Genomic DNA, 15,134 nt, shown 5'->3' with positions numbered 1-15,134 from the left:
GCATCGCGGGCACCCATTGCCCGGCCGGACAGTGACTCGCGGTGTCGGCAGGAAAAATCATCGATTCGCCATCACTCGTCTGCCGAGCCTTCAGTTCGCCGACGTCATGTATCGCCCACCCGCATCCAGATCCCATAGCACGGATTTCGCTTAGCGGATCCCCGCCGCGCCGGCATCCATGAGTTGCACGTTCTGCCCCGAACGGTCTAGCCGCTGAGTGCGCAGCGTGTCTTCCAGTCGACGTATCTGCTGCGACAGCGCGGACTGCGAAACGTGCAGTGCCTCGGCGGCGCACGTGAAATTGCCGTGTTCCGGGACGGCCGGGAAGTAACGGATACCACGCAACAGCACGGCGAATTTCTTCGCGCCCGACAACAATTGGTCTTTCCTATGGTTAGCATCACAAACCCGTCTTGGACACTATGACGGAACGGGGCCATTCTCTGTTCAACGCATCGCACTGACCGACGCGGCGACGAACGCCAGACTGAATGGAGCTGACCATGCAAGAGATCATCGACGGTTTTCTGAAATTTCAACGGGACATCATGCCCGCTCGCAGGGAGTTGTTCCGCAAGCTGGCCACCAGCCAGACGCCGCGCACTCTGTTCATTTCCTGTTCCGATAGCCGCATGGTTCCCGAACTGGTCACGCAGCGTGAACCGGGGGATCTGTTCGTAATCCGCAACGCCGGCAACATCGTGCCTTCGTTCGGTCCCGAGCCGGGCGGTGTGTCGGCTACCGTCGAATACGCAGTGGCCGCGCTCGGCGTGACGGATGTGGTGATATGCGGCCACTCGGACTGCGGCGCGATGACGGCCGTCGCGACGTGCAAGTGCCTCGACCACATGCCCGCCGTCGCGAACTGGCTGCGCTACGCCGACTCGGCGAAGCTCGTCAACGAGGCGCGTGAACATGCGAGCGAGCGCGAGCGCGTCGATTCGATGGTGCGCGAGAACGTCATCGCACAGCTCGACAACCTCAAGACCCATCCCTCCGTTGCACTGGGACTCGCGCAAGGCCGCCTCAATTTGCACGGATGGGTCTACGACATCGAATCCGGCTCGATCGAAGCGCTCGACGCCGCGACTCGCCAGTTCGTGCCGCTCGCCGCGCATCCCGATGTCACCGCGACGCCCGCCGAGTGCGCGGCTGCGCTCTGATTCCCGGCTCGTCACACCGACTGCCGATCTCACCAGGTTGATTTACTCAAGGAGCAACATCATGACCCAATCGCAAGTCACACCGAACGCACGCGAAGCTTTGACGGAAACGATCGTCGACGCGAAGGTGCGCAAGAACCTCACGTTCGAAGCCATCAACGAAGGCACGGGCCTGAGCCTCGCATACACGACAGCCGCGCTGCTCGGTCAGCATGCGCTGCCGGAGAATGCGGCGAAGCTCGTCGCCGAACGCCTCGGGCTCGACGACGACGCTGTTCGCCTGCTGCAAACCATTCCCGTGCGGGGCAGCATTCCGGGGGGCGTGCCGACCGATCCGACCGTCTACCGCTTCTATGAAATGGTGCAGGTGTACGGCTCGACGTTGAAGGCGCTGGTTCACGAGAAATTCGGCGACGGCATCATCAGCGCGATCAACTTCAAACTCGATATCCAGAAGGTTCCGGACCCGGAAGGCGGCGAGCGTGCCGTCATCACGCTCAACGGCAAGTATCTGCCGACCAAGCCGTTCTGAACCCATGATGCAAAGACGAAAATTCTTACTGAGCACCGGTGCCGCGCTCGCTTCGGGCGGCCTTGCCCTCTCGGGTTGCACGATGACGGGGCCGCGCTCCACGTCGAGCACCAACAACGCGCTGTCCCCCACAAGGAGTTCCGAAATGACTTCACCCGCAGCAGTTCGTCCGCCGCTTCCGCCGTTCACGCTGGAGACGGCCATCGAGAAAGTCCGTCTCGCAGAAGACGGCTGGAATTCGCGCGATGCCGCCAAGGTCGCGCTCGCCTATTCGCTCGACACGAAATGGCGCAATCGCGCGGAGTTCGCGAACAACCGAGCGGAAGCGCAGGCGTTCCTCGAGCGCAAGTGGAAGAAGGAGCACGAGTATCGTCTGATCAAGGAACTGTGGGCGTTCGGCGGCAATCGCATTGCCGTGCGCTACGCCTACGAATGGCACGACGACTCGGGCAACTGGTTCCGTTCCTACGGCAACGAGAACTGGGAGTTCGGCGAGGATGGCCTGATGCAACGCCGCTATGCGTGCATCAACGATATGCCGATCAAGGAATCCGCGCGCAAGTATCACTGGCCCCTGGGCCGTCGGCCGGACGATCATCCGGGACTGAGCGAGTTGGGGCTTTGAAGCCCGAATCGTTACAGCCGCGGTGAGCGATCAGCGCCCGACGATTCGGTAGCGAAGAACGACGGATTGTTGGGCGTGCGCCGGCGGGCCGTCAGGATGCGGCAACTTGAACGTCGTTGAATTATTCGTGACGTTCGTCGCTCCTCCTGCGGATTCGCTGAACCGGCCCGTGAGCACGCTCGCGCTGAGTGAAATTGTCGTGGTTCGTAGATCTTCCCAATGATGTTCGAGCGCTGATCGTGTCTGTTTATTCTGCCTGCCATCGACCTCCCGCTCTCTATCGGGCTCGCGCGCGCGCCTTCGACCGTTCCTTCGCTCGGCGGCGAAACGCCGGGCGATGGGTTGCCCGCATCTTACGCGCGACTGCACGACAGTGACGGGCGCCGGTGAACAATTGTCCATCATGGTCGATGGCCAACGGCATCATGTGCATGGTGTTGTGGTAAAGCCTTCCGCGTGGCCATGAACAGCACGCCGGTCGACGTCACGACGCACATGTTATGCACGCTTCGGTGCGCTACCGATGAGGCACCGCGGGCTTCATCTGCAAGGTTCAGTGTCGTGACGTCACCGTGATTTTGGGTGTGACCGCCAAGAACGCGCTGAGCAATGCCCCGTTGGCCGGTCGATCAACGTCTGTTCGCCCTTCCAGCGACCGAATGGGCGTAATGGGCGTAATGGGCGTGCCAGCCCGACCGATTGCAACCAGCCTGAAGCGGTCGTCCACGGAAAAACACCCACCCGCCACTTCTGGCCGGACGCTGCGTCAATCGTCCGTGCTGCAAACTCGATATATCGCGCGGACTTGCCGATTTCAGCCGCCCCCTTCAGCAGCATTCCACACGACCTTGGAAGTTCGATGCCATGCTGCTATCGTCGAGCATTCCTGGCTGACTTCGGAGTGGCCGAACCATGCCCCTGATCTTGCGTCGCGCGACGATGGCCGATGCCGCGGCGGTGGCCGACGTCTATCTTCGGTCGCGCGACACGCTGGCATCCTATGCGCCACTCGCGCACGCCGAAGCGGCCGTCCGCGATTGGGTTGCCAACATGCTTGTTCCGTCGGGCAACGTTACCGTTGCCGTGAACGATGGCCACATCATCGGCATGGCCGCACACGCTGTCACCGACGGCGTGACCTGGCTCGAGCAACTGTACGTGTGCCCTGAATTCAAACGGCAAGGGATCGGCACTGCCCTGCTGGAATCGGTGAAGTCGCAAACGGACGGCACACTCCAGCTCCATACGTTCCAAATGAACCACGATGCTGCTGCGTTTTACGAGCAGCACGGGGTTCGTTGCCATTGCGTACAGCGACGGAAGCAGAAACGAGGAGGGTTGTCCCGATGTTTTGTACCGCTTGACGCGGTAGCGCGGTCATCCGTTCGCTCGCCTCATCCGCCCGTTATCGACCGATGCACGGGCAGCTCAGGCCAGCATCGCAAACACCGGCTGGTTCCTGACGCTCTCACGCGCGAGCATTCTCGCGTACCAGGCTCGAAGCGCTTCGCATTCCTCAGGCACTGGCAGCTTCACGAGCATCGCAAAGATCAAACCACCGATGACGGTGATGTCGGCCATCGAGAACGTCTCGCCCGCAACATACGGTTGCCGTTGCAGCATGGCATCGAAGTAGCGCATGCCCCTCAACGCCTTGTCGCGTTGACGGAATCCCCACTCCGGATTTTGATACGTCTCCACGTCGGGCCCCAGCCCCGGCGTGCCGTGATGGAAATAGACGCTGATCGCGTCGAGCAGTTCCAACTCGGCGCGCTTGCTCATCATGTGGATGATGCCCTTTTCGCGTGGCGTGCTGCCGGTGAGCACGGGTACGCCATCGAGCGTGTCGAGGTACTCCGTAATGGCCGTGCACTCGGCAATGCAGGTGCCATCATCGAGTTCAAGCACCGGCAACGTACCCGAATAATTCTTGCCGGCGATGAACTCGGGCTTTTTATGCTCGCCCTTGTAAAGATCGACCATCACGAACTGGACGCGCGATTGCAGCCCCTTTTCGGCCAGCGCGATGCGCACGCGTGTCGGATAGGGCCCTGTCGGGAAATCGTGGATCTTCATCATGGGCAGTTGGGCTGTGTCGAAGTCGACGTTACTGGCAATCATTGCAGGGGCGCTCCGTAGTCGGTTGCACTGGATCGGACGACGCGGAAACATGTCGCCGACGAAACTACCTAACGTTTGTTAGGTTAACCATATAAGGTACAATCCGGAGTGTCAACACCCATTTCCCGCGCGCGGAGACTGAAGCAGTGACGAACGACGCGAGCTCGAACTCGAGAGAAAGAATTCTGGCAGCCGCCACGAGGCTCGCGCAGACGCACGGCTACGGCGGCTTGAATTACCGGGATCTCGCCAACGAGGTGGGCATCAAGGCCGCGAGCATCTACCACCACTTCGACAGCAAGGCCGATCTCGGCGCTGCGGTAGCGAGGCGTTATTGGGGGGATGCAGCGGCGGCGCTGGACGACATGCTGGCCGGATCGCGCGATCCGCTGGACTGCCTGCGTCGCTATCCGGATACCTTCCGCAAGGCGCTCGAGACCGGCAACCGCCTGTGCCTGTGCAGCTTCATGGCCGCCGAAACCGACGATCTGCCGGAAGTCGTGATGAAAGAAGTGCTGGCCTTCGCCGACGTGAACGTGGCGTGGCTCAGCAAGGTGCTGTCCGCGGCGGCGGTGGTCAGCGCTCGGGAGAGCAAACCGCGGGCGCGGGCAATCTTCGCCGCCATCGCCGGCGCTCAGCTCATCGCGCGGAGTCGCGCCGATCTCTCGCTCTATGACGCGCTGATCGACAATTATCGTAAAGCGGGCCTTTTGCCGGCGTAGCAGGGTAACGGTCACGCGGCTTCAGATGATGTCGAACGTTCGCGAACGCATGATGTTCGATCGTGTGACCCCGGCTGACGTGGAATTCGTCGCCGATGTTTGCTGCCGGACCGCCGCGATCAGCAGCAGGCCGAATTGACAGGCTTTTCGTAAAGAGACCAGACAATACCGTCCGTTTTCAATCCAACGCGGACAAAGCCCAGGGACTCGTAGTAAGCGCAGAGCTTCGTGTTTTCAGCGCCGCAGTCGAGCCGAAGCAAACGCCGGTTCAAGCGGCTCACCTCATGAGCGCACCAGTCCAGCATGAAGCTGCCGAGCCCGAGCCCGTTGAAACCTTGCCGCACACAGAGGCCGTGCACGTAGCCTGCAGTCGGCGGTTGGGCCCCCCAGTGCCTGTCGTCGTCGAAGTCGAGCGAAAACGTTCCGACCAGCGCGCCATCCTGTTCGACGACGTACACGGCCTTCTCGGCGACGTGGTTTCGTACCCACCGTTCGGAAAAGCCGTCGCCTTCCTTGCCCCACACGTAGTCGCCGTGCGCGACCTTCTTTGCATGTGCATCGTTCCGGATCTGTGTCAGCACCGGGACATCGTCTGCCGTCGCTCTGCGGACGCTTTTCGACACCATCGTTCGTTTCCCCGTTATATCCGAGCTACCATCCCGGCGCACCACGTAACCAACCTGACGCTAGCCGCGCGCACGGCACTCATGCTGTCTTTATCTAGCGCTGCGCTAACCGTGGCTCACTTGCTTGAGCCACGCGTTCAATTGACGCGTACGATCGCGTATTCTGTCGATTTCGCAAGTCATTAGATCAAGATTACGATCCGCGCCTGCCTCGTTTATCAGATACCAAGCGGAACACTCGTCGTCGAGAAAACGGATCCATTGCCGCTGAGCCGCGACAAATTTCACCTTGAGTGCTGGATAGTCGACGTACTCGTCACGTGGCCGAGACAGCGACTTCAATACCTTTTGGTAAGTGCGGTTCAATTCGTCGTCTGCTTGCTGAAATTCATCTTGACTACGCTGCAGCAAGCACTCGGGAGCTACGCTATCCGGTGCGCAGCTCTGCGCTTGCGCAGCGGTGAACCACGACAATGTCAGCGCCATGGCGGCGCCCAGCGCCGCGCGACGAAGGCTGAACGCCGATGCGCGGATATGCATTCTTGCTCCTATTCCCGTTTTCCCATTCATATGGCGATCGGAACAATTCACGCGCCGATCGCGTTCGACAAAATCTCCGTCGGAAACCCACGCTCTACGGATGAAAAGTCTCGCCCCGCTTCAGCATGTCGATGAATTCGGCGATTTTCCGTGCTCGTGTTTCCGGCTTCTTGGCATTTTGTATCCGAAACAGGATCGCATAGCGATTACGGCTGTTCAGCGTTGCGAAAAACTTCCCGGCTTTCGGATGGGCATCCAACGCCGCCTGCAAGTCGTCCGGCACGATCGAGTTGCTGGCCGACGTATAGGCAGCCGCCCAACGGCCGTCCTTCCTCGCCTTCTCGATCTCTCCCATGCCCGCCGCGCGCATTCTGCCTGCGGCGATCAACGCTTCGGCCTTGTCCTTGTTCAGTTTGGACCAGATGCTTTTCGCCGAGCGCGGGGTGAAGCGCTGTAACCAGTATTGCTCGCTCTCGGCCCTCTTTTGGCCGTCGATCCAACCATAACAAAGGGCACTCTCCAACGCCTCTTGGTAGGTGACGGTTTGCTGCCCAGTACCTTTTTTCGCGAGCCGCAGCCATGCTCCGGTCGACGTGCCGCCGTTCTGCCCCAACCAGCTTTCCCATTCGGCTTGACTGGCAAACGTCAGAGCGCCTTCGGTCATGTCACGATCCTGAATGGTTGCGTTTTCAACGACTCGAAAGCCGCCGCTCAACGAACGAGCGGCAGCCACCGGAGCCCCCGATTCCGCAAAACCGCCTCAAACAATCCGGTTCAACGCATCGGCAAACCGCTTCACCGCGCCGTCGACATCATGCAGCTTGTCGAGCCCGAACAACCCGAGCCGGAACGTCTTGAAATCCTCCGGCTCGTCGCATTGCAACGGCACACCCGCCGCGATCTGCAAACCGACATCGGCAAACTTCTTCCCGGTGCGAATACCGTCATCGTCGGTGTAGCTCACGACGACACCCGACGCCTCGAACCCTTTCGCGGCCACGCTCCTGAACCCCTTCTCCGTCAGCAGCGCGCGAATGCGCTCGCCGAGTTGGAGTTGTTCCGCCTTCACCTTGTCGAAGCCGTATGCGTCGGTTTCCTTCATCACGTCGCGCAGCGTCGCGAGGCTGTCGGTGGGCATCGTCGCGTGATACGCGAACCCGCCGCCCTCGTACGCTTCCATGATCTGCAGCCACTTGCGCAGATCGCACGCGAAGCTGGTGCTGGTCGTCGAATCGATGCGCTCGCGCGCGAGCGGGCTGAACATCACCATCGCGCAACACGGCGACGCACTCCAGCCCTTTTGCGGCGCACTGATCAGGATATCGACGCCGCTCGCCTGCATGTCGACCCACACGGTGCCCGACGCGATGCAATCCAGCACGAACATCCCGCCGACCGCATGCACGGCATCGGCCACCGCGCGCAGGTACGCATCGGGCAACATGATCCCGGACGCGGTTTCGACGTGCGGCGCGAACACGAGATCGGGTTTGTTGGCGTGGATCGCGGCGACCACTTCGTCGATCGGCGCCGGCGCATAGGCGGCCTGCCTGCCCGCTTCGACCGGGCGCGCCTTCAGCACCGTGGTCTCTGACGAAATGCTGCCCATGTCGAAAATCTGCGACCAGCGGAAGCTGAACCAGCCGTTGCGGATCACGAGGCACTTCTTGTTCGTCGCGAACTGTCGCGCCACGGCTTCCATGCCGAACGTCCCGCTGCCCGGCACGATCGCGACCGACTTCGCGTTGTAGACTTTCTTCAGCGTGGCGGAGATGTCGCGCATGACGCCCTGGAAGCGCTGCGACATATGGTTGACCGAGCGATCGGTGTACACCACCGAATATTCGAGGAGCCCCTCGCGGTCAACATCGGGAAGTAAACCTGGCATGCTCGCCTCCGGTGAAAGATGAACGATGGAATCAGGACAAGCAGCGTCTTCGATTCGATACTGCTCTGCACCATGCAAATACGTCATTTCCTCGACGAAAGCCGATTCTAGCGAACGCCGCCGGCCGATTGGCGCATATTTTTGCCCGCTCCCGGGCTCGGTATGCGCCGACGCCGGTCCGTGCCGCGCACATCGCCCTGTTCCGTGTAAGGGTTAACGACGCGCACGGCAACAGCCGCCTAACATGTCGACCAGCCCCCTCACGACGGAATTCACGATGACCTCCTCTCCCGCATCGTCACTGCAGTCGTCAACCGATCCCGCGCTCGCCGAGCGCATCGACGCGGTCCTGTCCCGCCAGCTCGATACGCAGCGCCTCGTCGGCGCGGTCGTCCTCGTCGCTCGCGACGGCGAACTCGTCTATCGCCGCGCGGCCGGGCTCGCGGACCGCGAATCGCGTACGCCGATGCGCGAGGACACGCAGTTCCGGCTCGCGTCGGTCACGAAGCCGATCGTCTCGGCGGCCGCGATGGCGCTCGTCGCGCAACGCAAGCTGTCGCTCGATGAAGACATCACGCGCTGGCTGCCGGAATTCCGTCCGGCGCTGCCCGATGGCCGCGTGCCGACGATCACGGTGCGCCAGTTGCTCGTGCATACCGCCGGCCTTGACTATCGCTTCAACGAAACCGACGCGAACGGTCCCTATGCGCGTGCGGGCGTGTCCGACGGGCTCGACGGCGCATCGATCACGCTCGCCGAAAACCTGCGCCGGATCGCGAGCGTGCCGCTGCTGTTCGCGCCTGGCACCCATTGGAACTATTCGCTGTCGATCGACGTCATCGGCGCGCTGATCGAGGCTGTGTGCGGCGTGCCGCTCGCCGACGCGATCGATGCGCTCGTGCTGCGCCCGCTCGGCGCACGCGACACGGGCTTCGTCGCACGCGATCCCGCGCGGCTCGCCACGCCGTACGTCAACGACACGCCGCAGCCGCACCGGCTCGCGGAAAACGAGACGGTGCCCATCGAGGAGGGCTTCGTCGGCGTCACGTACTCGCCGTCGCGCGCGCTGAATGCACAGGCGTTCCCGTCGGGCGGCGCCGGAATGGTCGGCACCGCCGGCGACGTGCTGACGGTGCTGGACACGCTGCGCGCAGGTGGCGGCGCGATCCTGCCGGCCGAACTGGTCGACGAGATGGGACGCGTGCAGACCGGCGATTTCGAATTGCCGGACCTGCCGGGCGCGGGCTTCGGGATCGGCTTCTCGGTGCTGCGCGACCCGCAGGCGGCCGCGTCGCCGGAATCCGTCGGCACGTGGCGCTGGGGCGGCGTCTACGGTCATTCGTGGTTCGTCGATCGCGCGCGCGGACTCACCGTCGTGTCGCTGACGAACACGCTCTACGAAGGGATGAACGGGCAGTACACGCTCGATCTGCGCGATGCCGTCTACGGCGTCGGCTAACGCGTGCACACGAAAAAAGGCCCGACAGCGTCGGGCCAACGGGTTTGAGACACAAGGAGAATCCCGCCCACCCCATACCGGGCGGTTACGCCGCACTACACTACACGACGTTCTTTTCGACGATCGGCCGGTTTTCGAGCACACGCGCCCAACCGAGCGACGACAGGTCGAGCGTGTCGTAACGCCCGCCCAGAATGAGTTCACTGACGCCCCGCCCGGTCGCCGGCCCTTGCTGTAGCCCGTGGCCGCTGTAGCCGTTCGCGAACACGACGTTGTCGAGCTCGGGGTGGTAGCCGATGATCGCGTTGTGATCGAACACGTTGTACTCGTAGTAACCGGACCAGCAATTCTCGACGCGCAGCGCCTCGAATTCCGGCACGCGGTGCGCGAGCGTCGGCCAGATCACGTCGTCGAACAGCGCGTGGTCGACCTCGTCGAGCGGCAGGTCGTCCGGGTCGCGATCGGGGCTCGGCGACGTCCCGCAGATATACGTACGCCCTTCGGGCCGGAAATACACGCCGGTCGGATCGATCAGCAGCGGGCAATCGGCGAGCTTCGCCGGCGACGATACGTTGAAGATGCTGCGCCGTCGCGCATACACCGGAATATCGATGCCCATCATCGACGACAGCGTGCGCGTCCAGGCACCGGCCGCGTTGACGAGCGTGTCGCACGCGTAGCGCTCGCCGTCGCCCGTCACGACATGCGTGATCCTGCGGCCGTCGCGCACCACGTCCTTCACGTCGGCCGGCACGTAGCGCGCGCCGAGCGCCTGCGCCTTCTTGCGCAGCGCCTGCACGAGCCCGTAGCCGTCGAACCAGCCTTCACCGCTCACGCCATACGCGCCCGACACGAGATCGTCGACGTTCAGCCACGGAAACTTCGCACGCAGCGCATCGCGATCCATCAGCCGGATATCGGCGCCGAGGCGCGTCTGCAGCGCATGGTTCTCGCGCAGCGTCGCGTCGCCGGCCGGCGTCGCGAGAAACAGGTAGCCGCCTTCGTGCAGATCGATCGACGGCCGATTGCCGTCCACTTCGAGCCGCTCGCCGATCGTGCGCAGGAAGTCGATGCCGAACAGCGACATCTCGATCGACAGCGGCGTCGAGAACTGCTGGCGAATCGACGCGGCAGACAATGCCGACGACGATTTGGCATAGGTGGGGTCGCGTTCGATGACGGTCACGGCGACCGTGGGATCGGTGGCGCGCAGGAAATAAGCGATCGAGCTGCCGATCACACCACCGCCGACGATGACGACTTGAGAACTCACGACTGACTCCGGTTGCACGTAAAAGGCTCAGGGCCTGTGGGTGATTCATGCCGCGTCGCACGCGGCGTCGCGCGGGCAGGCTTCGTGGACGATCGCTGCGGCTATTTCAGCACGTCCTGCATCGCCGCGAAAGCCCGCCCGCGCGGGTTGCCTTCAGTCCGCCGATTTGGTCGTGACGGGCTGCCACGCGGCGTTCTTCACTTCGTACAGCGTCGAGCTCGGGTTCTTCAGGTCGCCCGTGCTCGTGAACGCGATCGTGCCGGTGATGCCGTCGTAGCGCGTGCCCTTGAGCGCGCCATTGAAATCGGCCGGCTTCGTCGAGTTCGCCTTCTGCATCGCGTTGATCGCGATCCACGTCGCGTCGTACGCGAACGGCGCATACGCGAGCATGTCGACGCCGTACTTCTGCTTGAATTTCGTCTCGAACAGCTTGCCTTTCGCGAGACGCGACAGCGGCTGCCCGTACTCCCACACCGATGCGCCTTCGGCCGCATTGCCGGCGAGCTTGATGAAGTTCGCATTCATCACGCCGCCGCCCGCGAGGAACTGCGCGCGGATGCCAAGCTGGCGCATGCGCTTCACGAGCATCGCGGCCTGCGCGTCGAGGCCGCCGAAGAACACGAGATCGGCGTTGGCGCTCTTGATCTTCGTGAGCTGCGCGCTGAAGTCGACGGCCTTGTCGTTCGTGAATTCGCGCGCGACGATCGTGCCGCCGTTCGCCTTCACGGCCTTCTCGAATTCGTCGGCCTCGCCCTGGCCGAACGCGGTGCGATCGTCGATGATCGCGATTCGTTTCGCTTTCGTCACGCTCGCGGCATACGTACCGGCATTGCCGGCATTCTGCGTGTCGGTCGCGATCACGCGGTACACGGTATCGAGCCCGGTGCGCGTGATGTCGGGATTGGTCGCCGACGGCGTGATCATCGGAATGCCGGCCTTCGCGTAGATCTTCGACGCGGGCAGCGTCGTGCCCGAATTGAAGTGGCCGATCACGACGGCCACCTGCGCGTCGGCGAGCTGCTGCGCGGCCTGCACGCCGGTGCGCGGATCGCTCTGGTCGTCCTGCGACGCGATCACGAACTTCACCGGCTTGCCGCCGACGATCGTGTGCGCGGCATTCGCTTCGTCCACCGCCATCCGCACGCCGTTCTCGATGTCCTTGCCGTAAGCGGCGCCGCCGCCCGTCAGCGGGCCGGCCACGCCGACCTTGACGATCGTCTCCTGCGCATGGGCCGCGCCCGTCTGAAACGCGAGAAGCACGACGGTCAGGGCGACGCCGGAAAGCGAACGAATGCGGAACGTCATGGCAGTCCTTCTTGTGAGAGTCGGGATGCAACGCGCGATCGGCGCGCGTCGGCAACCTCCTGCGCGCCGATGATGTCTTGCGCTGCCGACGCGCAATGCGCGCGACCGGTGCGCCGATCACCGCGATTCCGTCTCCGAAGAACCTTTCATCGCGAAAGAGGTGAATGGATTGTGGGTAGCCAATACCCGTGCAGCAAACGAAATATCGGAACTACGTTGTGAGGATTTGTCATCAAGTTCCGGATTCATGGCCGATCCGCGGCCCGTACGACGGCGGGCCGTGGACGGAGGTGTTCCGAGGGGAAATGGCGGTCGCGTCGCCGGGTAAAGGCCGGCGCGGTCATGCCGGCAACGCATCATCGTGGCGACGCCGTCCGGCCTTCGCGACGCCGACAGCCCGCGCCGCATCATCGGTCAGTGCCGGTCGGTGCCCGTGTGGTGGCGCACCGCATCGGCCGCCTCGCCGGCCTTCTCCTGAAGCTTGCCGGCCTGCTGTTCGGCGACGCCTTCCGCTTCGGTCTCGCGGTCGCCCGTCACCTTGCCCAGTGCTTCCTTGACCGAACCCTTGACCTGCTTGAGCTTGCCTTCGATGCGATTCCTGTCCATGGTCTTCTCCTGCGATGGTTGAGGAAAGCCGGCAATGCAGCGGCCTGCGCGGCACCGCCGAGCGGACAGGATCGCAAGCGGGCGCCGCGCGCGGCAGATGCGGATGCACCAGTGCGCATGGTGCATTCGCACCGAACGCCGTCAGTCCTTGTCCTTCGCGCCGCCCTTGTCGCCACGCGCGCCGTTCGTTTCGGCCGCGGCCGCACCGACGATCCCGCGCTCGCGCGCCCAGACGATCGCCTCGGCGCGGCTGTGCACGTCGAGCTTCGCGTAGATCGTCGCGACGTGATTGCGCACGGTGTTCGGCGCCAGCCCGAGACGACCGGCGATCTCCTTGTCGGCGAGGCCATGGCACAGCAGGTCGAACACGTCGCGCTCGCGCGCGGTCAGGTCGGACAACTGCGCGCCCGCATCCGGCGCATTCGCGCGCCGCACGTTCGCGAGCTTCTCGATCAGCGTGCGGCTGAACCACGACGCATCCTGCATCGCGGTCTCGATCGCATAGACGAGCTCCATCTCGGTGCGCTTGCGGTCGCTGATGTCGAGCAGCGCGACGAGCAGGCAGTCGCGCCCGTGAATCGCGACGGGGTCGGCCGACACGACGCAATCGCGGACGTCGCCGTCGCGCGTGCGGATCTGCACGTCCGCGTTGCGCACGTTGCCGTCGCGCACGAGCCGGCCTTCGATGCGCGGCCATACGCCGCGTTCGGCCCACAGCCCGATCTCGTCCGCGGATTTGCCGAGCAGGTCGGGCTGCGCGTGGCCCGTCATCGCGGCAAACGCGTCGTTCACGTCGAGCAGCTCGAAACCGTCAGCCGTGACGATCGCCATCGCGACCGGCGCCATCCGGAAGGCGGTCGCGAAGCGTTCCTCGCTTTGCATCAGCGCGCGCTCGGCCTGCTTGCGCGGCTCGAGATCCATGAACGTGAACAGCATGCACGCCTCGCCGTTCATGTCGATCGGCTGCCCGGCGACGACCACCGCCTTGGTGCTGCCGTCGGCGAGTTTCAGCACGGCTTCCATCTGCGGGATCGTCGCGCCTTCGCCGAGCCGCTCGATCGCCAGCTCGCGCCGCTCGGCCTGTTCGAGCACGTCGACCTCGTATACCGAGCGGCCGAGCACGTCGTCGCGTGCGTGGCCCGTCATGTCGAGGAAGCCCTGGTTGACCTTCACGTAGCGCAGGTCGTCGAGCCGGCAGATCACGGCCGGCGCCGGATTCGCGTTGAAAGTGCGCTCGAAGCGCTCCTCGGCACTCGCCCATTCGGTCGCGTCGTGCAGCACGAGCGCGAGGCAGTCGGGTGCGCCGGCCGCGTTCGTCAGCACGAGGCTGCGGATGCGGTGAACCCAGCTCACCGACTCGTCGGCGGCCGATTCGACCTCGACCGTCACGTCGCTGAACTCCTCGCCGGCGATCACGCGGTCCATCGGATAGTGGCCGTCGCGCACCGGATGGTTGTTCCGGTAGCGCAGCCGGAACCGCTCGCGGTATTCGGTGACGTTCGCGCCGAGCGCCTTCAGCTCGGTCACGCCATGCATCGCGAGCGCGGCCTCGTTCGCCCAGACGATCCGCTGGTCGGGCTCGATCAGGATCACGCCCTCGGTGAGTCCCGCGATGATCTGGTGCAGCTGGCGCCGGTCGGTATGCGACTTGAGCACCTGTTCGTCTACTGGTTCGTTCATCGATTCGTTGTCCCTGTCGTCAAACATGAGCGTCAACAGTGCGGCCGGGCACCCGTTGCAGCGTCACGCGCCGGCCGGCGGGTGCGGCGATGATCACGTGCGGCGCAACGGCGCGACAGGCGCGGATGCACTATCTCGAATAGTACATTCGCACGCCGCCCGCGTTTCGTGCGGCGCCCCGCCCAATGGCGCAGCGCAGCCCGCGCGCCCGTCACGCAGCATTGCCCAGGTCATGGTGCACGTCGCGTGCCCGCCCGTCCGTTCCGTCCCCAGTGCAAACGCACTAGCCGATCAGGTGAATTTGCGCGATGTCCGCTCGCGTTCGCGTCGGTACGCTGGTACTGCATCGGCGCTCAGGCGCCGCCCTTTCATACCGCAGAGGAGGACACCGGATGAAATTGCAACAGACACCCGATCCGACGCGGCCCGAGCCGGCCCCGGATCACCCGCCCGAGCCGGCGCCCGGCACCGATCCGCCGGTGCCGCTGCCGCCCGACGTGCCGCGCCCGGACATGCCGCCGCGCGAGCCCGGCTACGACACGCCGATCGCCCGCTAACGCGCCGAAGTGCACGGGAACGATCCGTGCTCCCGCA

16 protein-coding genes and 1 pseudogene are annotated in these 15,134 nt (G+C 63.8%); 6 read left to right on the top strand and 11 right to left on the bottom strand.

Going from position 1 to position 15,134, the window contains the following annotated elements; all coding sequences use genetic code 11:
- Window positions 1-91 precede the first annotated feature (91 nt).
- Window positions 92-351 (bottom strand): annotated as a pseudogene (locus J8I33_RS03545) (LysR family transcriptional regulator); the annotation flags it as partial.
- Between the two features lie 152 nt (window positions 352-503).
- Here J8I33_RS03545 and J8I33_RS03540 point away from each other — a divergent pair.
- The 3 genes from J8I33_RS03540 (at window position 504) to J8I33_RS03530 (ending at window position 2,320) form a co-directional block, all read left to right on the top strand.
- Complete coding sequence (locus tag J8I33_RS03540; protein WP_209924570.1) at window positions 504-1,163, top strand: carbonic anhydrase; 660 nt, start codon at window positions 504-506, stop codon at window positions 1,161-1,163.
- Between the two features lie 61 nt (window positions 1,164-1,224).
- On the top strand, window positions 1,225-1,695 hold the full coding sequence (gene cynS / locus J8I33_RS03535; protein WP_124657387.1) for a cyanase: 471 nt from the start codon (window positions 1,225-1,227) through the stop codon (window positions 1,693-1,695).
- 145 nt (window positions 1,696-1,840) lie between these two features.
- Entirely contained in the window at window positions 1,841-2,320 is a 480-nt protein-coding gene (locus tag J8I33_RS03530) for a DUF1348 family protein (RefSeq protein WP_209924784.1), read from the top strand.
- An 870-nt stretch (window positions 2,321-3,190) separates the two neighbouring features.
- On the opposite strand, the gene J8I33_RS34390 is transcribed toward J8I33_RS03530, so the two are convergent.
- Both J8I33_RS34390 and J8I33_RS03520 read right to left on the bottom strand, forming a co-directional pair.
- Window positions 3,191-3,625, bottom strand: coding sequence for a hypothetical protein (locus J8I33_RS34390; protein ID WP_245171426.1), 435 nt, complete (start codon window positions 3,623-3,625; stop codon window positions 3,191-3,193).
- Window positions 3,626-3,748: 123 nt separating this feature from the next.
- On the bottom strand, window positions 3,749-4,441 hold the full coding sequence (locus J8I33_RS03520; protein WP_209933188.1) for a glutathione S-transferase: 693 nt from the start codon (window positions 4,439-4,441) through the stop codon (window positions 3,749-3,751).
- A 146-nt stretch (window positions 4,442-4,587) separates the two neighbouring features.
- Here J8I33_RS03520 and J8I33_RS03515 point away from each other — a divergent pair, with 146 nt between their 5' ends.
- The gene (locus J8I33_RS03515) at window positions 4,588-5,163 is read left to right on the top strand and encodes a TetR/AcrR family transcriptional regulator (protein WP_209933186.1); all 576 of its coding nucleotides are present in this window, start codon (window positions 4,588-4,590) and stop codon (window positions 5,161-5,163) included.
- 119 nt (window positions 5,164-5,282) lie between these two features.
- On the opposite strand, the gene J8I33_RS03510 is transcribed toward J8I33_RS03515, so the two are convergent.
- The 4 genes from J8I33_RS03510 to J8I33_RS03495 form a co-directional block, all read right to left on the bottom strand.
- Window positions 5,283-5,789 carry a GNAT family N-acetyltransferase gene (locus tag J8I33_RS03510; RefSeq protein ID WP_209933184.1) on the bottom strand — a complete coding sequence of 169 codons (507 nt, stop codon included), beginning with the start codon at window positions 5,787-5,789 and terminating at the stop codon, window positions 5,283-5,285.
- Between the two features lie 105 nt (window positions 5,790-5,894).
- Complete coding sequence (locus tag J8I33_RS03505; RefSeq protein WP_245171424.1) at window positions 5,895-6,329, bottom strand: lysozyme inhibitor LprI family protein; 435 nt, start codon at window positions 6,327-6,329, stop codon at window positions 5,895-5,897.
- A 94-nt stretch (window positions 6,330-6,423) separates the two neighbouring features.
- On the bottom strand, window positions 6,424-6,993 hold the full coding sequence (locus J8I33_RS03500; RefSeq protein ID WP_209933182.1) for a YdeI/OmpD-associated family protein: 570 nt from the start codon (window positions 6,991-6,993) through the stop codon (window positions 6,424-6,426).
- A gap of 96 nt (window positions 6,994-7,089) precedes the next feature.
- On the bottom strand, window positions 7,090-8,217 hold the full coding sequence (locus tag J8I33_RS03495; protein WP_209933180.1) for an aminotransferase class V-fold PLP-dependent enzyme: 1,128 nt from the start codon (window positions 8,215-8,217) through the stop codon (window positions 7,090-7,092).
- 277 nt (window positions 8,218-8,494) lie between these two features.
- Between J8I33_RS03495 and J8I33_RS03490 the strand changes: the two genes are divergently transcribed.
- A complete protein-coding gene (locus J8I33_RS03490; RefSeq protein WP_209933177.1) occupies window positions 8,495-9,676 on the top strand; it encodes a serine hydrolase domain-containing protein in 1,182 nt (393 codons plus the stop codon).
- Between the two features lie 100 nt (window positions 9,677-9,776).
- On the opposite strand, the gene J8I33_RS03485 is transcribed toward J8I33_RS03490, so the two are convergent.
- From J8I33_RS03485 to J8I33_RS03470, 4 genes are all read right to left on the bottom strand, one after another.
- Window positions 9,777-10,949 (bottom strand): FAD-binding oxidoreductase, encoded by a 1,173-nt coding sequence (locus J8I33_RS03485; protein ID WP_050017274.1) that lies wholly within the window; start codon window positions 10,947-10,949, stop codon window positions 9,777-9,779.
- A gap of 153 nt (window positions 10,950-11,102) precedes the next feature.
- Window positions 11,103-12,254, bottom strand: a complete 1,152-nt coding sequence (locus J8I33_RS03480; protein WP_209933173.1) for a branched-chain amino acid ABC transporter substrate-binding protein — start codon at window positions 12,252-12,254, stop codon at window positions 11,103-11,105.
- 414 nt (window positions 12,255-12,668) lie between these two features.
- A complete protein-coding gene (locus J8I33_RS03475; protein ID WP_050017276.1) occupies window positions 12,669-12,860 on the bottom strand; it encodes a CsbD family protein in 192 nt (63 codons plus the stop codon).
- Between the two features lie 141 nt (window positions 12,861-13,001).
- Window positions 13,002-14,540: a helix-turn-helix transcriptional regulator gene (locus J8I33_RS03470; RefSeq protein ID WP_050017277.1), complete on the bottom strand. Its 1,539-nt coding sequence runs from the start codon at window positions 14,538-14,540 to the stop codon at window positions 13,002-13,004.
- Between the two features lie 392 nt (window positions 14,541-14,932).
- Between J8I33_RS03470 and J8I33_RS03465 the strand changes: the two genes are divergently transcribed.
- On the top strand, window positions 14,933-15,097 hold the full coding sequence (locus J8I33_RS03465) for a hypothetical protein (RefSeq protein ID WP_162838130.1): 165 nt from the start codon (window positions 14,933-14,935) through the stop codon (window positions 15,095-15,097).
- Window positions 15,098-15,134: the final 37 nt, after the last annotated feature.

Origin of the sequence: Burkholderia sp. AcTa6-5 (assembly GCF_017815075.1) — a bacterium.
Classification (GTDB): domain Bacteria; phylum Pseudomonadota; class Gammaproteobacteria; order Burkholderiales; family Burkholderiaceae; genus Burkholderia; species Burkholderia sola.
This window is presented reverse-complemented; position numbering and strand designations above follow the sequence as displayed.